This window comes from Nocardia sp. NPDC005366, assembly GCF_040606855.1.
In the GTDB taxonomy this organism is placed as follows: domain Bacteria; phylum Actinomycetota; class Actinomycetes; order Mycobacteriales; family Mycobacteriaceae; genus Nocardia.
Genome location: NZ_JBEXFQ010000018.1, coordinates 1 through 18,994 on the forward strand (window position 1 = coordinate 1; position 18,994 = coordinate 18,994).

Annotated in this window: 18 protein-coding genes and 1 pseudogene; 9 read left to right on the forward strand and 10 right to left on the reverse strand. The window is 65.8% G+C overall.

Annotated features, from left to right (window positions below; all coding sequences use genetic code 11):
* Window positions 1–91 precede the first annotated feature (91 nt).
* The 4 genes from ABZS43_RS20855 to ABZS43_RS20870 form a co-directional block, all read right to left on the reverse strand.
* Window positions 92–598, reverse strand: coding sequence for a methylated-DNA--[protein]-cysteine S-methyltransferase (locus tag ABZS43_RS20855; protein ID WP_355037575.1), 507 nt, complete (start codon window positions 596–598; stop codon window positions 92–94).
* A 63-nt stretch (window positions 599–661) separates the two neighbouring features.
* Window positions 662–2,221 carry an Ada metal-binding domain-containing protein gene (locus tag ABZS43_RS20860; protein WP_355037576.1) on the reverse strand — a complete coding sequence of 520 codons (1,560 nt, stop codon included), beginning with the start codon at window positions 2,219–2,221 and terminating at the stop codon, window positions 662–664.
* Between the two features lie 97 nt (window positions 2,222–2,318).
* A complete protein-coding gene (locus ABZS43_RS20865) occupies window positions 2,319–2,546 on the reverse strand; it encodes a YbdD/YjiX family protein (protein ID WP_355037714.1) in 228 nt (75 codons plus the stop codon).
* 11 nt (window positions 2,547–2,557) lie between these two features.
* Window positions 2,558–4,822, reverse strand: a complete 2,265-nt coding sequence (locus tag ABZS43_RS20870) for a carbon starvation CstA family protein (protein ID WP_355037577.1) — start codon at window positions 4,820–4,822, stop codon at window positions 2,558–2,560.
* Window positions 4,823–5,130: 308 nt separating this feature from the next.
* On the opposite strand from ABZS43_RS20870, the pseudogene ABZS43_RS20875 reads away from it, so the two are divergent.
* Window positions 5,131–5,865: pseudogene (locus tag ABZS43_RS20875) on the forward strand (carbohydrate ABC transporter permease).
* Window positions 5,866–5,926: 61 nt separating this feature from the next.
* Here ABZS43_RS20875 and ABZS43_RS20880 read toward each other — a convergent pair.
* Together ABZS43_RS20880 and ABZS43_RS20885 are read right to left on the reverse strand one after the other, a co-directional pair.
* Window positions 5,927–6,355: a VOC family protein gene (locus ABZS43_RS20880; protein ID WP_355037578.1), complete on the reverse strand. Its 429-nt coding sequence runs from the start codon at window positions 6,353–6,355 to the stop codon at window positions 5,927–5,929.
* Window positions 6,356–6,359: 4 nt separating this feature from the next.
* Window positions 6,360–7,202 (reverse strand): helix-turn-helix domain-containing protein, encoded by an 843-nt coding sequence (locus ABZS43_RS20885; RefSeq protein WP_355037579.1) that lies wholly within the window; start codon window positions 7,200–7,202, stop codon window positions 6,360–6,362.
* Window positions 7,203–7,395: 193 nt separating this feature from the next.
* Here ABZS43_RS20885 and ABZS43_RS20890 point away from each other — a divergent pair, with 193 nt between their 5' ends.
* From ABZS43_RS20890 to ABZS43_RS20910, 5 genes are all read left to right on the forward strand, one after another.
* Window positions 7,396–8,319, forward strand: a complete 924-nt coding sequence (locus ABZS43_RS20890; RefSeq protein WP_355037580.1) for a zinc-binding dehydrogenase — start codon at window positions 7,396–7,398, stop codon at window positions 8,317–8,319.
* An 84-nt stretch (window positions 8,320–8,403) separates the two neighbouring features.
* Window positions 8,404–9,498, forward strand: coding sequence for a redox-regulated ATPase YchF (gene ychF, locus ABZS43_RS20895; RefSeq protein ID WP_355037581.1), 1,095 nt, complete (start codon window positions 8,404–8,406; stop codon window positions 9,496–9,498).
* Between the two features lie 342 nt (window positions 9,499–9,840).
* A complete protein-coding gene (locus ABZS43_RS20900; protein ID WP_355037582.1) occupies window positions 9,841–10,542 on the forward strand; it encodes a hypothetical protein in 702 nt (233 codons plus the stop codon).
* Window positions 10,535–11,656, forward strand: a complete 1,122-nt coding sequence (locus tag ABZS43_RS20905) for an XRE family transcriptional regulator (protein WP_355037583.1) — start codon at window positions 10,535–10,537, stop codon at window positions 11,654–11,656. Before ABZS43_RS20900 ends, ABZS43_RS20905 begins: the two co-directional genes overlap by 8 nt.
* A gap of 675 nt (window positions 11,657–12,331) precedes the next feature.
* Complete coding sequence (locus tag ABZS43_RS20910; RefSeq protein WP_355037584.1) at window positions 12,332–13,207, forward strand: Abi family protein; 876 nt, start codon at window positions 12,332–12,334, stop codon at window positions 13,205–13,207.
* A 389-nt stretch (window positions 13,208–13,596) separates the two neighbouring features.
* Here the strand turns inward: ABZS43_RS20910 and ABZS43_RS20915 are convergent, their stop codons facing one another.
* On the reverse strand, window positions 13,597–14,643 hold the full coding sequence (locus ABZS43_RS20915) for a MerR family transcriptional regulator (RefSeq protein WP_355037585.1): 1,047 nt from the start codon (window positions 14,641–14,643) through the stop codon (window positions 13,597–13,599).
* A 120-nt stretch (window positions 14,644–14,763) separates the two neighbouring features.
* Here ABZS43_RS20915 and acpM point away from each other — a divergent pair, with 120 nt between their 5' ends.
* Together acpM and ABZS43_RS20925 are read left to right on the forward strand one after the other, a co-directional pair.
* Complete coding sequence (acpM, locus tag ABZS43_RS20920) at window positions 14,764–15,069, forward strand: meromycolate extension acyl carrier protein AcpM (protein ID WP_104364258.1); 306 nt, start codon at window positions 14,764–14,766, stop codon at window positions 15,067–15,069.
* 41 nt (window positions 15,070–15,110) lie between these two features.
* Window positions 15,111–15,554 carry an SRPBCC domain-containing protein gene (locus tag ABZS43_RS20925; protein WP_355037586.1) on the forward strand — a complete coding sequence of 148 codons (444 nt, stop codon included), beginning with the start codon at window positions 15,111–15,113 and terminating at the stop codon, window positions 15,552–15,554.
* Window positions 15,555–16,295: 741 nt separating this feature from the next.
* Here ABZS43_RS20925 and ABZS43_RS20930 read toward each other — a convergent pair.
* Entirely contained in the window at window positions 16,296–17,198 is a 903-nt protein-coding gene (locus tag ABZS43_RS20930) for a LysR family transcriptional regulator (protein WP_355037587.1), read from the reverse strand.
* A gap of 150 nt (window positions 17,199–17,348) precedes the next feature.
* Between ABZS43_RS20930 and ABZS43_RS20935 the strand changes: the two genes are divergently transcribed.
* Window positions 17,349–17,660 carry an EthD family reductase gene (locus tag ABZS43_RS20935; RefSeq protein WP_355037588.1) on the forward strand — a complete coding sequence of 104 codons (312 nt, stop codon included), beginning with the start codon at window positions 17,349–17,351 and terminating at the stop codon, window positions 17,658–17,660.
* Between the two features lie 485 nt (window positions 17,661–18,145).
* Here ABZS43_RS20935 and ABZS43_RS20940 read toward each other — a convergent pair whose 3' ends face one another.
* Both ABZS43_RS20940 and ABZS43_RS20945 read right to left on the reverse strand, forming a co-directional pair.
* Window positions 18,146–18,589, reverse strand: coding sequence for a hypothetical protein (locus ABZS43_RS20940; protein ID WP_355037589.1), 444 nt, complete (start codon window positions 18,587–18,589; stop codon window positions 18,146–18,148).
* A 2-nt stretch (window positions 18,590–18,591) separates the two neighbouring features.
* Window positions 18,592–18,882: a hypothetical protein gene (locus ABZS43_RS20945; protein WP_355037590.1), complete on the reverse strand. Its 291-nt coding sequence runs from the start codon at window positions 18,880–18,882 to the stop codon at window positions 18,592–18,594.
* Window positions 18,883–18,994 lie beyond the last annotated feature (112 nt).

The following is an 18,994-nucleotide window of genomic DNA, read 5'->3' on the forward strand; positions in this document are numbered from 1 at the left end:
CCACACGGTATGACAAGTTGGCCATCACCTACCGCGCCGGAGTCGTCCTGGCCCTGATCGTGGAGTGGCTCAGGTCATTGGGAGACAGAACCTAGGCCGCGCGCTCCTCGTGGTCCAGCAGCCAGCGTTTGACGGGCAACCCCCACCGGAAACCGCCGAGCGCACCGCCGATCCGCAGCACGCGGTGACAGGGCACGAACAGCGCCGCCGCATTGCGGGCGCACGCGTTGGCGGCGGCACGGGTGGCGTCGGGGCGGCCGGAGATGGCGGCGAATTCGGTATAGGTGACCGGATCTCCCGCGGGAACCTTGCGTAACACCTCCCACGCGTGCAGCAGGAATTCACCCGAATGCTGACTGACCGGGACGGTATCGATGGCGCTGAGCTCGCCCCGGTGGTAGTCGGTGACGGCGGTGGTGATCGAACCGAGCGACTCACGTTCCCGCAACTCGGCGGGGCGCAGCCGGGGATGGATCAGTTGACGCAGATTCTCGGCGTCGGCCGTCCACCCGGCGGCAAGTACGGCCCCCTCGGCGTTCACGAGTGCGGTGAAAGGCCCGATGGGGGTCTCGACGGTGCTGAAATCCGCGGTGCTCATCTGTGTGTGCTCGCTTTCGTTGTGCGGCGTTGAGGGCGAGGGCCGAGTCGGCGTGCGTACCGCTCATGACGCACCGACCCGCCCGTATGTGTTCTTGCGTGACACCCGGCCCGCTAACGCGGCCTTCCACAGGTGCATCGACAGATACGACCGCCACGGAGCCCATTTCTCGGTGTCGGTGAGATCGACGCCGAGTAGCGCGGCTCCTTCTCGGACCACGAGGTCGGTGCCGAGCAGGACATCGGGATCGGCGAGCAGTCGCATGGTCACGTAGTCGGCGGTCCATGGGCCGACGCCGTCCAGGGCGAGCAGGTCGCGGCGCAGGTCGGCGGCGGTGCGGCCCTGGTGCAGTCGCAGCTCACCCGAGGCGAGCGCCGCGGCGGCGGCGATGATCGAGTGGACGCGACGCGCGGGTCCGGTCAGCACCTCGGCGCCGCGTTCGGCGATGACCGCGGGTGTGGGGAAGAGCCTGGGGAGCGGTCCCTCGACGGATTCGCCGAGTGCGTCGACCAGACGCGCGGTGTGGGTGGCCGCCGCCGACACCGAGATCTGCTGGCCGATCATGGTGCGCAGCAACAGTTCCGCGCCGTCCAGGCATCCGGGTACCCGGATGCCTGGACTGAACAGCGGATGTTGCGCGCCCACCGGATGCGGCAGGTCGCCGGTGGCGGGCGCGGTGCCCGCGTCGGGCAACTGCTCGCCGTCCAGCGGTTCCGGATCGGCGCGGCGCGGCAGTACGCCGAGTATCTCGTCGATACCGACCGGGTCGGCGTCGAGGTCGAGCAGGTGCCGCAGCCGCGCCACCGTCGGCGCCAGATCGCGCATATCGTGCAGGGCGAGTTCGGCGCGCACGTGGTCACGCTGGAAGCTCAGCCTGGTCGTCGCATATCCGTGCGGGGTACGCAGGTTGCGCGTGTAGGCGTGGTCCTCCCACAGTTCCATGCCGGGGGCAACGTGCGATGAAAGGAACCATTCCAGCCAGGCCCGATCCAGCGGTTCCCGGTAGGGCAGGCGCAATGTGAGCGCACCGTTGGTGGCCGGCACGACGGGCGAGTCCTTGCGCGCCCGCTGCGCCTCGGTGCGCATCGTGGTCGGGCTGACGGCGAAAACCTCACGCACGGTGTCGTTGAATTGCCGAATGCTGGCGAATCCGGCCGCGAACGCGATATCCGACATCGGCATCGATGTGGTCTGGATCAGCAGTCGCGCGGTGTGGGCGCGATGCGCGCGAGCCAGTGCGAGCGGACCGGCGCCGAGTTCGGTGGTCAGCACACGGGTCAGTTGCCGCTGTGAATAACCGAGGGTGGCCGCCAGCGCGGGCACGCCGCCGCGTTCGATCACGCCGTCGCCGATGAGCCGCATGGCGCGGGCGGCGAGATCGGCTCTGGTATTCCACAGGGGGGAGCCGGGCGCCGCGTCGGGCAGACAGCGGCGGCAGGCCCGGTACCCGGCGTGCTGCGCGGCGGCGGCCGTCGGCAGGAAACTGACATTCGTTCGTTTGGGTGTGATGGCCGGGCATGAAGGGCGGCAATAGATCCCGGTGGTTCGCACCGCCGTGAAGAACTGTCCGTCGAATCGCGAGTCCCGCGTCGACACCGCTCGATAGCACCGCTCGAAATCCAACGCCGTGATCGTCACTTCATCAACAATGTCAGCTCACGCGACAGCGTGCTAGCGGAAATCAGACGCGAATGCATCCGATCGGGCAGCCCGGCGGGAGTCAGCAGCAGCGGTTCTGGGGATTGCGATCCGCCTCGGCATACCGGTCGCGCCAGTAGTCACGCTCGGTCGGAATCTCGCGACCGGGGTGCGCGCGGCGTAGATGGTCGACGTAGCGGCGGTAGTCCTGCCCGCCCAGTATCGAGTCGACCCACCAGATGACGGTCTTCGCGCCGTCGCGCACGCGGCGCAGGGCGGCCGATCCGGTGAATCGACCGCCCCGCGCCATCCGGGGGCGCGTCACGCGGGTCGATCCGCCGTCGCGTGTGCCGCGCCCGGCGCACGCACCGTGCCCGCCGCGATCAACTCGTCCCACTGCTTCTGGACTTCCCGCTCGGCCGGGGTCGCGACGAAACCGCTCGGCGCGAATATCTTCGACGGTTCCTCCGGTGATTCGGTCGTCTCCGAACCGCCCGCGCGCCACGCCCGCAGGCAGACGACGGCGCCGACGATCGCGACGATCAGTACAAGCACCGCGAAGATGATCGACAGGGTGCCCTGGATGAAGGTGTTGCGCAGCGCGGTGTCGACCTGGTCGGCTTTCGCCGTCAGACAGCCTTTGCCCGCGTCCTTGGCGGCCTGGCACAGACTGTGCTGTTTCCAATACCCGAGTTTCGGATCGGCGGAGAAGATCTTCTGCCACGACGCCGTCATCGTCACCAGGAGATCCCAGATCAGCGGAATACCCGGTATCCAGGCGTATTTCACCAGGCCCTTCTTGATGATGATGGTCAGCACCACCGTCAGGGCCACCGCCGCGAGCAACTGGTTGGCGATGCCGAACAGCGGGTAGAGCGCGTTGATACCGCCGAAAGGATCGTTGACGCCCATCAGCAGGATCGAACCCCAGGCCGCGACCACCACCAGCGAGCACAGCCAGGCGCCGATCCGCCACGACGGATCCTTGAATTTGCGCAGCGGGCCACCGAAATTGCCCAGCGCGTCCGAGACGATGAACCGCGCGACGCGGGTGCCCGCATCGATCGTGGTGAGAATGAACAGCGCCTCGAACATGATCGCGAAGTGGTACCAGAACGATTTCATCGCCGAGCCGCCGAGAAATTCGGAGAACACCTGCGAGATGCCGACCGCCAAGGTCGGCGCACCGCCGGTCCGCGAAATGATCGTCTTCTCGCCGACGTCGGAAGCGATCTGGGAGAAATCGGCCGGGGTGGCGGGTGGTCCGGAGAGTCCGAGCGAATTGGTATACGCCGCAGCTGTTTCCGGGGTATTGCCGGTCAACGCGCCCGGGGCGTTCATCCCGAAATACAGATGCTGGTCGATGATGGAGGCGGTGATGATCGCCATCACGGCGACGAACGACTCCATCAACATGCCGCCGTAGCCGATCATGCGGCCGTGGGATTCCTTCTCCAGCAGTTTCGGCGTAGTACCCGAGGCGACGAGCGAATGGAACCCGGACAGCGCGCCGCAGGCGATGGTGATGAACAGGAAGGGGAACAGGCTGCCCGCGAACGCCGGCCCGGTTCCCGAACTCGCGAACTGGGAGACCGCGGGCGCCTCCAGCACCGGCATGGTGATCAGAATGCCGACCGCGAGCAGGCCGATGGTGCCGATCTTCATGAAGGTCGACAGATAGTCGCGCGGCGCGAGCAACAGCCACACCGGCAGCACAGACGCGAAGAAGCCGTAGGCGATCAACAGCCAGGCGATGGTTGTCTTCGAGAGGGTGAACCAGTCCTCGCCCCAGCTGGTTTCCGCGACCCAGCCGCCCGAGACGATCGCGAGCAGTAGCAGCGCGATACCGATCGCGGAAACCTCGCCGACCTTACCCGGACGCAGAAACCGCAGGTAGACGCCCATGAACAGGGCGATGGGGATGGTCATGCCGATCGAGTACACACCCCACGGACTCTCGCCGAGCGCGTTGACGACGACCAGCGCGAGCACCGCGAGCAGGATCATCATGATGACCAGGATCGCGACGATCGCCGCGACGCCGCCGATGGCGCCCAGCTCGTCGCGCGCCATCTGCCCGAGGCTGCGACCGCGCCGTTTGGTCGACGCCCAGAGCACCAAGTAGTCCTGCACAGCACCGGCGAAGACCACGCCGACGACGATCCAGATGGTGCCGGGCAGATAACCCATCTGCGCGGCAAGCACCGGGCCGACCAGCGGACCCGCACCCGCGATGGCGGCGAAGTGGTGGCCGTAGAGGACCCGCCGGTCCATCGGCATGTAATCCTTGCCGTTCTCCAGTATTTCGGCCGGAGTCGCCACATCGTCACGCGGTGTGGTGATCTTCCACTCGATGAACCGTGCGTAGAACCGGTAGGCGATGACATAGGTGCACACCGCGGCGATGACGATCCAGACGGCATTGACGTTCTCGCCGCGCGCGATGGCGAGCAGGGCCCATGCGACCGCGCCGAGGACCGCGATTCCGGCGAAAATCGCCTTCTTTGCCGGTGTTATCGGGGACCGGTCGACCACGCCGACGGGCGGCAGGTCGGGATCGGTCCGCAGATATTCGAGTGTCGCCATCTGCCTACTCCCTGTAGAACTCCGCGGGATCTTGCTGAAACACGTGTCAACGTATCCGATCTACGTCGCCGGCCAGGCGGAATTCCGCTATCGAGGGCCGGTCTTCGACATTTGTCCCGTGTGTCGGGCGCTCCGCGATCGCCGCCGTAAGTAAGCTGCGTTGCCGTCCGTGTTGCGCCGCCCTCACCCCCGGCAGGAGTGCCGTGCTGCATCCGACCCGCGCGGTATCGAATCCCGCGAGTCCGACTCACCGGGCCGCCGCGCGGGTGCGCAGGCGGACTCTGCTCGGGTCGGCCCTCGCGTTACCGCTGCTGAGCGGCGGCTGCGGTGACGACGACGAGGCACTGACCCCGTGCTGTGGGCCGTATCCGGCTCACTGAAGAGCGACGGCGACATCACCGAGCCCACCGTGCTTCCCGCGCATCCGCGCTGGTCCAACTACGGCCGTGTCTTCGACACCCTGCCGATGGGGCGAATGCTGTTCAACACCACCGGCTACGCGCTGTGCGTGACCGCGGGACAGGTGTTCTTCTGCTCGCTTGCCGGATACGCGTTCGCCCGCTTGCGATTTCGCGGCAGGGACGTGTTGTTCCTCGCCTATCTGGGCACCCTGATGGTGCCGTTGACCGTCACGGTGATCCCGCAATTCCTGCTCATGCGTGTCCTCGGCTGGGTCGACACGCCGTGGGCGGTGATCGTGCCCGGCCTGTTCGGCAGCGCCTTCGGCACCTACCTCATGCGCCAGTTCTTCCGCACCCTCCCCGTGGAATTGGAGGAAGCGGCGATCCTGGACGGCTGCACGACCTGGCAGATCTACTGGCGGGTGCTGCTACCGCACACCCGTCCCGCCCTGATGGTGCTGGCCGTACTCACCCTGGATATCGGTCTGGAACGATTTCCTGTGGCCGTTGATCATGATCCAACGCAACGAATACGCCACCGCCACACTGGGTCTGGTCCGCCTGCAAGGCCAGTACCACACCCAGTGGCCGCTGCTGATGGCCGCGGCGGTGGTCATCCTGTCGCCGCTGCTCGTGCTCTAGGCCCTGGCACAACGCGCCTTCGTGCACGGCATAGCCATGTCCGGGCTGGGCGGTCGCTGAGCTATTCGCCGCGGTAGGTGCCGAAACTCCAGATATTGCCCTCGGGATCGCGCACCGCGAAACCCCGTGAGCCGTAATCCTCGTCGCGCAGATCGCGCACCACCTCGGCCCCCGCCGCCGTGGCACGGGCGAAGAGTTCATCCGGTTCGTCGCAGACGACGTAGACCAGGTCGGTTCCGGGTTCACGCCGCCCGAACGGTGAGTCGTCCCTGCCCGCGCTGCCGAACATGACGCCGCCGCCGAGCGGCCAGCGGAGTTGACCGTGCTCGATGACGGACGGGTCGCCCTCGCGCGCGTAGAGCGCCGCCAGTTCGAAACCGAAGGCGCGGACGAGGAAATCCGCCGACGCGCGGGCGTCGCGGAAGATGAGGCACGGCCATACGGCCGTGGCGATGCGAGTAGTGGCTTCTGCCGGTGCTGGATTGGTCATGACCTCAGCGTGCGCCCGCCCGCGCCGTTGCGTCTTGGACGGATGTAACCTCCTGCGCCAGCCACGTCGTCGGACTGCACCCCGCCAACTCGGCGAAATCGCGATTCAGATGCGCCTGGTCGTAATAGCCGCACGTGGCCGCGACCTGGGCGATAGTGATATGCGGCGGGACGTGCTCGATCATGCGCCGTGCGCGCTCGAATCGGGTGATCCGCCCCGCCAGCTTCGGACTCACCCCGAATTCGGTAGCGAAGCGCCGCGCCAGATGCTGCCTGCTCCACCCGACGCGCTCCGCCAACGGAGCGATGGCGACATTGCCGCCGCTGTCCACGAGAGTTCGCCAGGCCCAGGATAATTCGGGTGTCACGAGACGATCCGGACGCGCCACCCGGGTCAGCACCTCATCGCAGATCGCGAACCGTCGCGACCACGGCGCCGGCCCCTGCAACCGTTCCCACAACTCGTCACCCGCGCGACCAGCCACATCGGCGCACTCCAGCGAGGTATTCCACAGCGTGCCCGCGGGCATTCCGAACAACGTCCGGCACCCCATCGGCGTCAACGCGATCGTCACGCCCTCCTGATCCCCGCAGTGCGCGATCGCGGCCGAACTGGCCTGCAACCCGCTCAACACACAGCGATAGTCATCCGGCCGCTGCCGAGGATCGGTCTGCGCGACGACATCGATGGTCGGCCCGATGGACACGATGAACGTCAGATGCCGCGACGGCAGACCCCGGTGCAGTCCGGGCGGATAACCGGTCATCCGGTAGCCGAGGTAGTGGTCGATGAACCCCGCCAGCGCGGGCGCGGGCCGTGCCGTCACCACCTCCGTGATCGGCTCCATACGAGCACGGTACGCCGGGGCGTTCTCGTGCACAGTTGTTGACGGAAAGGCGTGCGTGCGGCCCTCGAATGTCCGCTCAGGTCGGATCCCGCCCACGGCCTGGTGAGATGTCGCACAGCAGCGCCATCGAATGGGTGAGATCCGCCTGCCGTCCCGTTACCGTTACGCCTTCTAACGATCAATGGAGGTTGGGATGCGTCGGGTCCGGTATGAGCGCAATGGTGGTCCCGAGGTCCTCGAGGTGGAGTCGGTCGAGATCCCGACTCCCGGCCCCGGTGAACTCCTCGTTCGCGTCGAGGCGATCGGAGTGACCCTGCCGGTGGTGCGGAAGGTCCGAGAAGCCGGGGAACCGAGCCCATTGGGCGGCGAGATCGCGGGCGAGGTGGTGGCCGTGGGCGAAGGCGTCACCGACTGCATGCCCGGCTATCGCGTCACCGGCCTGTGCTTCGGCCACGGGTACGCCGAGTACGCGCTGATCCATGAGTCGATGGCATCGACCATCCCCGACGGTGCGTCGGCCGTCGACGCGGTGGCGCTGGTGCGCAGCGGTCTGGTCGCGCTCGGCGCCCTCGATGCCGCGAAACCGGAGTCCGGCGAGTCCGCGCTCGTCACCGCCGCGGCGAGCGGCGTCGGACACCTCGCGGTCCAACTGGCCCGCGTGCGCGGAGCCAAGCGGGTGCTCGCGGCCGTCTCCGATCTCTCGAAGGCGGAATTCCTGGACGGCCTCGGCGTCGACGAGGTGGTCGCCTACAGCGCGCGGACATGGGGTGAACCCGTCGACTACGGCCTCGATGCCGTCGGCGGCGACCTGCTCGGCCCGGCGTTGGCCGCTCTCGCCCCCGGCGGTCGCCTGGTCGCCTACAGCTCCGGCGGCGGCACGATCCAAGCCTATGACCTGCTCGTCGGCGCGAAATCGGTGATCGGATTCCAGATCGCGCGCGTCGCCGCGGAAACCCCCGAGATCTACGACCACTGGCGCCAGGAATTGTGGCAATACGCCGCTTCCGGCCAACTGCGACCCGCCGTGCATGCCGAATTCTCGCTCGATGACGCCGCCGAGGCGCACACCGTCATCGAGGGCCGTGCCAACCTGGGCAAGGTCGTCCTCATCCCCTGACGATCGGCAACTCGACCCGATCCCCGACGTTTCCCGGGAGCGGTGGGCCGGGCCGTGCGTCGCGACGCGTAGACTCCCTACCTCGTGAGTCTCACCCTCGGAATCGTCGGCCTGCCCAACGTCGGAAAGTCGACGCTCTTCAACGCGCTGACCAAGAACGACGTGCTGGCCGCGAACTACCCGTTCGCGACCATCGAGCCGAACGTCGGGGTGGTCCCGCTGCCCGATCCGCGCTTGAAAACGCTCGCCGGGATCTTCGGTTCCGAGCGCCTCGTCCCCGCCGTCGTCTCCTTCGTCGATATAGCGGGCATCGTGAAGGGCGCGTCCGAGGGCGCGGGACTCGGCAACAAATTCCTCGCCAACATCCGCGAGGCCGACGCCATCTGCCAGGTGGTGCGCGTCTTCGCCGACGACGATGTCGTGCACGTCGACGGCAAGGTCGACCCGACCGCCGATATCGAGGTCATCGAAACCGAACTCATCCTCGCCGACCTCCAGACCCTCGAGAAGGCGGTCCCGCGCTTCGAAAAGGAAGCCAAGATCAAGAAGGAGCGCAAGCCCCTCGCCGATGCCGCCAAAACGGCCCAGGAGATCCTGAACAGCGGAACCACCCTGTTCGCTGCGGGCAACAAGGTGGATACCGAACTGCTGAAAGAACTTTCGCTGCTCACCACCAAACCCTTCCTCTACGTCTTCAACGCCGACGAATCGGTGCTCACCGACGAAGCGAAGATCGCCGAACTGAAAGCCGCCGTGGCGCCCGCGGACGCGGTCTTCCTCGACGCCAAGGTCGAAGCCGAACTGCTCGAACTCGATGACGAATCCGCCCTGGAACTGCTGGAATCCATCGGGCAGACCGAACCGGGCCTGCACGCCCTCGCTCGCGCCGGATTCCACACCCTCGGCTTGCAGACCTACCTCACGGCGGGGCCGAAAGAGGCCCGCGCGTGGACGATTCATCAGGGCGATACCGCTCCCAAGGCGGCGGGCGTCATCCACACCGACTTCGAACGCGGCTTCATCAAGGCCGAGATCGTCGCCTTCGCGGATCTTGTCGAAGCGGGCTCCATGGCGGCGGCGAAGGCCGCGGGCAAGGTTCGTATGGAGGGTAAGGACTACGTCATGGTCGATGGTGACGTGGTCGAATTCCGCAGCGGATTAGCGTCTGCGAAGAAGTAACACTGCGCGCGAATCGCTGCTGGTAGAAAGTCTGCGGAGTTCCGCTCAATATCTGCGTGGGGGCCCAGTGGGTTCGCCGGGACAGCATCCTGGCCACTTCGGTCAGTGCGGTCTGACGCGTGAGCGCGCGTTTGGTCAGCTGTGGAGAAAGGCGTCGGTGATCAGTCCGGCGGCGTGGTGGCGACCGTTGATAGGCCAAAGGTCGACTCGCCCAGCCTGGTCTATGGGCTGTGGCGCGCCACGCTGAGCTCGACTGAAGCGTCTATGCGCGAATCGCGTGCCATACTGAAGTGACAGTCCTGGCCGAATGTGCGGCTCCGGACGCGGAATCAGGAGTCCATCATGGTTTTGCACTCGCCCGCCGATGCTCTCGGCTCCCACGCTCCCGGCATCCGTAAACTACTCGTCGAAATTGTGCGTTCGAGGCACGACCGCGCGGCGGAAGCGCACCTGGCTTCGGGGTCGCGGTACTCCATGGGCTTTGGCAGTCAGTGGCGCGATCTCCTCGATGACGCCCACGAGGCACTAGCTGCTCGCGGCTTCCAGTCGCATAAGCTGACCCCGGCAGGGTACGAGCTTCCCGTCGTCAACGACTGCGTGCTGTACGTCTGGCGGGTGCCGGGCACTCCGGATGCGCTCAGCAACTTCGCGTCAAGCCCGACGCGGATGAACGGCTTTGCTGCCCGGCCTCCGGACCCGATGCTGTTCGAGCCTGGCTTCGAGGAGGCACCCGAGCCTGACAACGATGTGGCCGAGGACGCTAGCGAGCCTAGTGTCCAGCGCCTGGTGGCGGCGGTCGGCGACACGATGCCTCTCGTGCTGATCATGGTCCATTCGTCGCCGCGGCAGTTGCAGGCGATCGAGTGGGCCGTCGCCGTCCTCGATGACGCAGGCAAGGTCAAGTTGCACGGGCATGAAGCCATCTGGCAGCCCGAGGCCGACTCTGAGCGCGTGACTGCGGACGTCGAGCCGTTCGACAGTGGCACCCCGGTCGTTCCCGTCGTTGAGTTGCAGAAGCAGGAGGAGACGCCTCCAGATGCGTGACGATACCCCGAGCCTGTTCGACCTTCCCGGCTCCGGGCAGACGCACGGCCGTTTCGAACCGGCCCGGCTAACTCAGGCCCGTGTTCGTCTTTCAGTGACGAAGTCCGACCTAGCGGCCGAGGTCGGAGTGTCGGCGGCCGCGATCGGTCAGTACGAGGCCGGAATCAACTCGCCCCGCGCCGACGTGCTGGACCGTTTGGCGAAGGCCCTGGACGTCCGCCCCGGTTTCTTCGGCGTCGGTCGCCCTCTGGCCCGCATCGACACGGTGAATGCCCACTTTCGGAGCCTGCGTTCGGCGCGCGTGAGCGACCGCCAAAAGGCGCTGGCCACGACGACCTTGGTGTGGGAGTTGACATTCGCGCTTGAGCGGCACGTCAAGCTCCCTGAGGCCGACCTCCCTGAGGTCAACCGGGGCATTGCGCCTGCCGAGGCCGCCGCGCTTCTGCGCCAGCACTGGGGCCTGCCCGATGGCCCAGTCAAGCATTTGGTCGCCACGTCCGAGTCCCGCGGCATCGTCGTCGCTGTGCGCCCGCTCGGCGAGATCGACGCTGTCGATGCCTTCTCCGTTGTGATTGTCGACCGTCCGATCATCATCACGACCCCGCGGCGGACCGAGAACGTATTTACCCACCGATTCTCGATTGCGCATGAGATTGGGCACTTGCTGCTGCATACCGACTCCAGCGAGCACAGTGCAGCCATAGAGAAGGAGGCCGACGAATTCGCCGCCGCATTCCTGACGCCAGCCGCGTCTATGGATGCTGCCCTACCGCAGCGGCTCGACCTGTCCGCGCTCGACCGGCTTGGCAGGACTTGGGGCGTCTCGCCACACTCGCTGGTTCGCCGGATGGTCGAGCGCGGCCGTACCACGGAGTCGTCCGCGCGTCGGGCGTACCAACGCCTCGCTATGGTTATCGACCCTTCCGCCGATCCGTCGAGCGCGTATCCAGGGGAGGTGCCGACGTTGCTGAGGAAGGCAACCGAACTCGCTGGCAACCACGGGGTGAGTATCCCCGCTCTCGCCGATGTCCTGAAGATCAGCCCGAGGCAGGTCCGCGACCTCCTCGGAGAGGCCGACCAGCGGCCAGTGCTGCGCCTTGTCGGCAACAAGTGATGCCGCGTTCCAGTCTGGACTGTGGGTGAAGACAATCTCACTGGCGGAACTCACCTGACGACCAGGAAGGAACCTGATGGTACGACCAGTGCCAGCGCCGGTCGTACCATCAGGTTCGCGCAGAGGTTGTCCGACTTCGGTACATGAGTCGCGGCGCGAAGGAGGTTTGACGTGCAGTGATAGGACGTCAACAGGGGCGAGGTCCGCAGCGGACTAGCGTCAGCGAAGAAGTTAGGCCGGCGGCTGCGGAAAGGCTTGATACTTGGTATCGCTGATCGAACGGACATTAGTCTCGGACGATGCAAATCCGTTCCCGGCGGCTAGTTCGGTGCGTCCTCATCGAGAACGTTCAGGGCTCGAACGAGGGCAGCTCTTTTCGCCTGGAACAGCGCTGGATCATCCACGAGGCGGTAGGCAACTGGCCGTCCACGGTCGGCGCCAATCGTTCGGACAGGGTCAACCAAAGGATGCTGCTTGCGGATTTGCCTCGCAGGCAAGAAGTGATCTGTGCGGAGCAGGGCTTGAACTTCTGCTCATCGGGCGCTAGCGGCGGCTGGCATGTGAGTCCATCATGGGCTATGCTGGTGCCAATCGTCCCCCTCCCAAGCCTCTCGCTGAAGCTCAAATGGGAGGGGCCTTTTTCTTTCCGGGGGCTCTGTGAAGCCTAGCCTGTCCGTGGAGGAGCAGGTCGAGCTCCTGGGGCGACGCGGTCTCGTTATCGAGGACGAGGCGGGGTGTTCCGCGTTCCTCGCCGCGAATAACTACTACAGGTTCTCCGGTTATGCACGGTACTTCCAGCAGGCTCCACATCTGGGCGACGATGACTTCCGTCCCGGCACGACCTTCCATGATATCCGGACGATTTACGAAGCAGACGAGGCGCTGCGGTCCATGCTCGTGCCGCCGCTCGCCCGCGTCGAGTTGTTGCTACGGACTCATACGGCGCGTGTGATCGCGGCTGCCCACGGGCCACGCGGGCGATACCTCAAGGATGATTTCTACATGGATGTCGGTCAGGGCGAACGAACCGTCGAATCGTGCCTGCGCGACATCGAGCGGAGCAAGGAGCGTCACATCCTGCGCTTCACGACCACCGACGCAGGCAGGCAGGGCTTTAGCGAACTGCCTGTCTGGTCGGCTGTCGAGGCATGGTCGTTCGGCACGCTGTCGAAGTGCATCGAGCGCGGGGCACTGGGCACGCTGCCCGACGCTGTCGCGGCCAGTGTCGGAGTAGCAAAGAGCGGTTTCGCCTACCGGGTGAGGGCCATGGTCTACCTCCGTAATCGCTGTGCTCATCACAGCCGACTGTGGCACCACTCCGTCATCGACGCTGGCCCCACACCGAACAACGTGCGCGTCAAGGCCAAGAAGCAGGCTGGCCAGTTCGAGCCGCGCTCTGTGCTGGACGTCGTCGCTTCGCTCGATGACGTGCTGGTCCGCAGTAGAACAGAGAATCCCGTCCTGCCGGTGCTAACGCAGCAACATCCTCGCGATTCCCAATTCTGGCGGGGACTTGCCTGCCCGCAGAACCCTCGGGATCATGACGCCTGACATCAGTGTGTCTCACAGGCAGACCTCGCGATGCCCTGGTGACCAGCGCCCGACCGAAAGAGGGCGACTGCCCTCGACTCCAACCTCACAAAGAGGAAGTCGCTAGAGTCCTGGTGAGGTTATTTGGCTTCGGAACGTAGGCTGCGTGCGGAACAGGGTGTTTGACGTGCCGATATTGGATGTCAAGAGGGTCGAGTTCCGCAGCGGATTAGCGTCAGCGAAGAAGTAGGCAGCACCTGTATCGCTGCTGGTAGAGGCGCTGCTGAGGCCACCGCCCGGTGTCCGGGCGGGGGCTCTGTCGTTTCGCTGGCACGGTGATCTGGCCGGTTCGGTCAGCGCGGTATGCGGCAAGACAGTGCGTTTGCGTCAGTCTTCTCGACGAGCCGGCGCTACAGCAGCTGCCGCAGTAGTTCGGCCCGACGGGCGGCTCGGCGGCGAGCATTCCCGGGCTCGTGGCCGGAACCGTCACGGTATTCCTCCGGTAGTGCGGTCTGCTGGCTCGCTGGTGCGTCGACGAGCTCGGTGGAGCTGGTCAGGGCTTCGTAGAGCCAGTTGTGGGCTTGGCCAACGGTGACGCGAGTTCCGAGGAACTGACTGGTCAGCGCCCAATAGCGATGAATCCGGTGGTCGGCGTCGGTAGCGTCGATCATCATTTGCTCGCGGAAACGTGGGGTGTCGCGTTCGCCGCGCGCGCTGGCGTGAGCGATGACGAATCGATCGAGTTCGTTGCCTCGATGCGGCTGGACGCCTTCGGTGACGAGTGACACCACATCCACCATCACCTCGCCCACCGCGACGTACAACGCGTGGGCATCATGAATCAACTCCGGCCGACCTCGCCAGTATTGCCGCCGCACAACTCTGATCACGTCGGGATCGGCCGCGAGAGCGGCCAACTCGACATACGCCACAACCTCGTCGATGGATGGCTCAGCAGGCGGCTGCGGGACGTTCCAGCACACCCACGGATCGCTGGCGGCTCGCGGTAGCGGTGCGAGGATGCGCCGCCAGAAGCGGACGAGGCGATCGTGGACCGCAACTCCGTCCTGCGCGGCAGCCAGCAATGCCAATCGCGCACTCCGCTGTGCCGAGGACGCCGTCTCGATAGCCCGCAGTGACGCCCGCCGCCACGCCAGTGATCTCAATTCGACATCCAGTCGTGCACTTTCGGCAGCGATGGCTTCTGTCAGCGACCGTTCCCCGTGCAGCACATGAGTTATCGAATCGAGGCCGAGGCCCAGAATGCGTAGCCGCCGTACCAAGAGCAGTCGTTCGGCGGCACTGTCAGGGTCGAACATTCGATGTCCGCCCGCGCTGCGTTGCGATTCCAGAATGCCTTCGTCGCAGTAGAACCGGATCGTTCGCACCGCGAGACCGGTCCTGCGTGCCAACTCACCGATGCTCACCAGCACACCGGATTGCGTGTTGTCCGTCACAACCTGTTGAACCTCCACCCCACTGGAGCTCTTAGCGTACTGGCACTGACTCTCGGCTCCAGCGAGGCACAGGGCCTCGGGTCGACGCAGACAGATAATTGCACCGAGAAAGGGTAATTCGTGGCTACTACGCAGGAAGAAATCGTCGCTGGCATCGCGGAGATCGTCGAGGAGGTCACCGGTATCGACGCTGCAGACGTGGTGCTCGAGAAGTCGTTCGTCGACGACCTCGATATCGACTCACTGTCGCTGGTTGAGATCGCCGTGCAGCTGGAGGACAAGTACGAGGTGAAGATCCCCGATGAAGACCTGGCGAGCCTGCGAACTGTCGGCGATGCGGTCAACTATGTCCAGAAGATGGAGGCCGAACAGCCGCAACTTGCAGCGGAAATGGAAGCGAAATTCAAGGAAGGCCAGGCGAATTGAGCAGCAGGGCCGGTTCGGCCCTTTGTGGAGGTGGTGCGCCGGTGATCGCTGATCCGCAATTGAATCCCGCCGCAGTCGAGCTTGGCAGCTTCTTTCGGCAGCCGCCGGAAGCCGTGTGGCGTGCATTGACCGAGCCGGATTTGCTGCAACGGTGGTTGCTGCGACCGACCGGGTTCGCTGCGTCGGTCGGGACCTGCTTCCGGTTCATCATTCCGGAATCAGTCACCGAGCAGATCCTCTGTGAGGTGTTGGCGGTCCGGCCATACGAGCAGCTGACCTACAGTTGGGATTATCCACAGGCAGAGTTTCCCGCCCGCTGGGTTGTCGACTGGATGCTGCAGACGCAGGGGCGGGGTACACGACTTCTGCTGACACAGACGGGGTTCGACATCCAGGATCGACGACAGCGGATGGTGCGCAACGCCGTCGAGCGCAGTTGGAAACGGTCCGTTCTGCCGCGGCTCGGTGAGGTGATCCACCACTGAGTTGCGCGGAGTACGGAGAGGGGGCGAACCTACCTCCGATCGCACCGCGAAGTGCACTCAATTCGGCATGAGCGCGCACTTGAGTTCTCTAGAGTCAGCCGGGCGGTGCGGCGGCCGGAGCGTCGGATCGCACGAGCCGCCGACACCGGTTGGGTCGAGGAGAGGTGCAGAGGTTATTCTGCTTCGGAACGTGACGCGACGTACGAGCAGGGGGTTTGACGTGCCGATATGGGATGTCAATGGGGTCGAGTTCCGCTTCAACGTATAGCGAATCAGCGTCTGGGAAGAAGTAGCGCGGCACGCGTATCGCTGCTGGTAGAGACTCTGCTGAGCCTCGGTCCGGTTGCCGGGTGGGGGCTCAGTCGTTCCGTCGGCGCCGCCCGTCCGGCCGGTTCCGTCAGCGCGCTGTGCGGCAAATGTAGTGCGTTCTCGACCCCCTGCGGTTGGCACGGGCATGCAGGGGGTGGACGTTGCCGTGGAGCTGTTACTGCGAAGGTGGCGAGGCCCGTTTCGGCGACAGACCTCGGGGACCGGAGGAGGTCAGCCCGGTGCGCCGGGCGCGGGGGGTGGGTCGCACGGGTGGGCTGGCTGCTGCTGGTGGTCGCTGTAGTACTCGGATCGTGGTGCCGGTTGGGCAATTGCTCGTGCTCATACCGATTTCCTGGACACATCCGCTGTTGAAGGTTGTGGCGGTGCAGGGGATCGTCATCGTCGGCGGCAATCTGCGTGACCTGCTGCGCGTCAGTCGGGCAGCCAGTGCAGCTCGTGTGCAAGGGTTTTGGCGACGGTGCGGACGCGGCGGTGTAGTGGTGACTGCACGCGCGGGAGGACCAGGTGGATCGTCAAGGTGGGCGCGCCCTGCAGCGGTCGCCACGTGAGACCGGCCGTTTGTGTCGCGACCGCGGCTTCACCGGCCGGGGCGAGGGTGAGCCCGTCGCGTAGGTCGCTTTGAGACATGTCGAAAGAGACTGGGGGCGTGTGGAATCGGGGGTTCGGCCGGGTATCGCGGAACAGTGCGGACAGCTGGTCGTGGATCACGGGGTTGGCCGTCCGGTCGGGGAGTCGCAGCGGATACGCGGCCGCATCGGCGATCTCGATCTCCGGGTGTTCGGCCAGCGGATGATGCTGTGCCAATTGGACCCCGACGCGCTCGCGCCGCAGCAGGAACCGGCGCACGTCACGACCCGGCTGTCCACCGCGGGTGATCCCCGCATCGATGCGGCCGTCGGCGACCGCGGGGGAGATCTCCGGTGTCGCCATGGGGACCGCGCCGACCTCGAGTCCCGGGCTGCTGCGAATGAGCCTGTCCACCAGGGTCGGTGCCGTCTCGGCCCCCGCGCTGAGGCTGTATCCGATGCGCAGCGTGCCCAGTTGACCGGCCCCCGCATTCCGGGCGGTGTCCCATGCCCGGTCCAGCGCCGCCAGCGCGGGCGGCGCGGACTCCGCCAAAGCCGCGCCGGCCGTGGTCAATACGACGCTACGCGTGTTACGAACCAGCAGCGTCGTACCGAGTTCCGCCTCCAATCGGCGCATCCGGGCACTGAGTGCGGGCTGCGCGATACCGATCCGTGCGGCCGCGCGGGTGAAGTTCAACTCCTGCGCCAGCACCAGAAAGTACCGCAGGCTCACCGTATCCGGCGCCATATGCCCTCCCGGTCGATTGATAACGATCCGTTCTGAGTCTATCCCGTCCCCGTCTTTCCCTCGACCACACATCAAGCCCTAACCTGCACATATGACGATTCAACCGACCGCGGTACCGGACACCGCACTCACACACACCGGGAGGCGGTCATGCATAAGTTGGTAGTCCTGTATCCCAAGCCCGCCGACCCTGACCACTTCCGCGACTACTACGTGACCAATCACCTTCCACTGGTCATGAAAATGCCCGGCCTGCTTGCGTGGCGCTACAGCTTCGACGTAGCGGCCACCAACGGAGAAGCGCCGTATTTCGCGGTCTTCGAAGCCGACTTCGCCGACGCCGCCGCCATGGCCGCGGCACGGGCATCACAGCACGGCCAGCGGGCGGCCGCCGATGTCGTCAACTACGCCACCGGCGGTGCGGTCGTCATCGACTATCCGGTGCAGGACGGCACCGACTGAGGCGGGACGGCACGCTCCGGGACGCGTTCGGCCGGCCGTTACGGCCAGATCCCGGCTATCGGTGGAACGCCGTTCCCGGTCGCCGGTCCGTTGAGCGTCAAAGGTGGGCCGATGTCCTGGCCGGATGTCACGGTGGTTGATGCGCGTGTGCGGCGCGACGGCCGGGGCGGGAGCCCGCCACACTCGGGCAGGCCAGGCATCGCCTTTCGAAGAACGGTCCAAGCGTTGCGAACCCACTCCGCTGCGCCCCAATCCAGCTGTCCGGGTGGGGGCGCGGTCGTCTTGGCGGCGAGCAAGTATGCCGTTCTGAACCGCGCGCTATGCGGCATTGCAGGTTGTCTGTCACCCTCTCCGGCTACCCGTAGGAGTGGGTCGGCCTTGGCGAGGTGACCTGTCGACCCGGCGGGCATCGGCTTGGCCGTGGCGACCATGTTGGACGAGTTCGGCCCTGTCGCCCGCGGCACACGGGTCCTGCTGTTCGCCCCTCATTGCGCACGGCGCTCAGCTTCACCGTCCGAGCGTGTGTCGAATGCCTCGAAACGCCGCGTGCAGCGCTCGTAGACGGTGTGCAACGCGAAGATCAAGCACACGAAGATCGGAATGGTCAGTAGATTCCAGTCCTCTTTTCTCGCCAGCAGAGCCGTGCTTGCGGCCAGCGCCGTGTAGGCGGAGAAGAACAGTGTGCGAACGATGACCAGTGATGTTCCGGCGGGTGGGGTCCGCCAGCTCATCGCGATCGCCGCCACCTGCACGAGCAGGGCGTAGCCGAGCGCCGCGCGTTGGGCTACGGCGAGACCGGCCCACTCCGCTATGTCTGGCACCAGCAGTCCGCACCCGATCACCGTTGGAATCACGGCTTGCAAGGCGAGTCCGAAGATCCGGACGCGTTGTTCCCCCGCGCGCATCCGCGCCGGGTCCGCACCTGCCATGTCTAGGCGATCTCCCAACTGGACTTGTCGTCGCCCTCGACCGACGCGTCGTTGAAACTCCTCGCCTGGGAGCCCGGCCATTTGCCGTCGGGGAAGGATCTGTCGATGTCGCCCATGGCTTTGGCCTGTGCGCCGAGAAAGGTCACCAGGGCGGTGCAGGCGGCAGCGCCGGTCGCCGCCGTCATCCCGGATGTCGCGGCGATATCGGCGATACTGACCCCGGCCCCGACACCGCTGAGCAGTTCGCCGATGGCGCGGGCCAGACCGACCAAGAAATTGACACAGGCCGCCACGAGGTACTCCCGGGATACAACCGGGCCGATCCCTGGACGGCTTCGGCCAACACAGAGGCGCGGTAATTCGGCAGCGGGTCGGCCGGGCGGGTATCCGGTCCCCGTCGGGCCG

Coding starts and splice junctions, on each gene's coding strand:
- ABZS43_RS20885 (WP_355037579.1), bottom strand. CDS start 7,202: ATGGAGCCGATCACGGAGGTGGTGACGGCACGGCCCGCGCCCGCGCTG.
- ABZS43_RS20935 (WP_355037588.1), top strand. CDS start 17,349: ATGCATAAGTTGGTAGTCCTGTATCCCAAGCCCGCCGACCCTGACCAC.
- ABZS43_RS20900 (WP_355037582.1), top strand. CDS start 9,841: ATGGTTTTGCACTCGCCCGCCGATGCTCTCGGCTCCCACGCTCCCGGC.
- ABZS43_RS20890 (WP_355037580.1), top strand. CDS start 7,396: ATGCGTCGGGTCCGGTATGAGCGCAATGGTGGTCCCGAGGTCCTCGAG.
- ABZS43_RS20855 (WP_355037575.1), bottom strand. CDS start 598: ATGAGCACCGCGGATTTCAGCACCGTCGAGACCCCCATCGGGCCTTTC.
- ABZS43_RS20870 (WP_355037577.1), bottom strand. CDS start 4,822: ATGGCGACACTCGAATATCTGCGGACCGATCCCGACCTGCCGCCCGTC.
- ABZS43_RS20930 (WP_355037587.1), bottom strand. CDS start 17,198: ATGGCGCCGGATACGGTGAGCCTGCGGTACTTTCTGGTGCTGGCGCAG.
- ABZS43_RS20905 (WP_355037583.1), top strand. CDS start 10,535: ATGCGTGACGATACCCCGAGCCTGTTCGACCTTCCCGGCTCCGGGCAG.
- ABZS43_RS20865 (WP_355037714.1), bottom strand. CDS start 2,546: ATGGCGCGGGGCGGTCGATTCACCGGATCGGCCGCCCTGCGCCGCGTG.
- ABZS43_RS20940 (WP_355037589.1), bottom strand. CDS start 18,589: ATGGCAGGTGCGGACCCGGCGCGGATGCGCGCGGGGGAACAACGCGTC.
- ABZS43_RS20880 (WP_355037578.1), bottom strand. CDS start 6,355: ATGACCAATCCAGCACCGGCAGAAGCCACTACTCGCATCGCCACGGCC.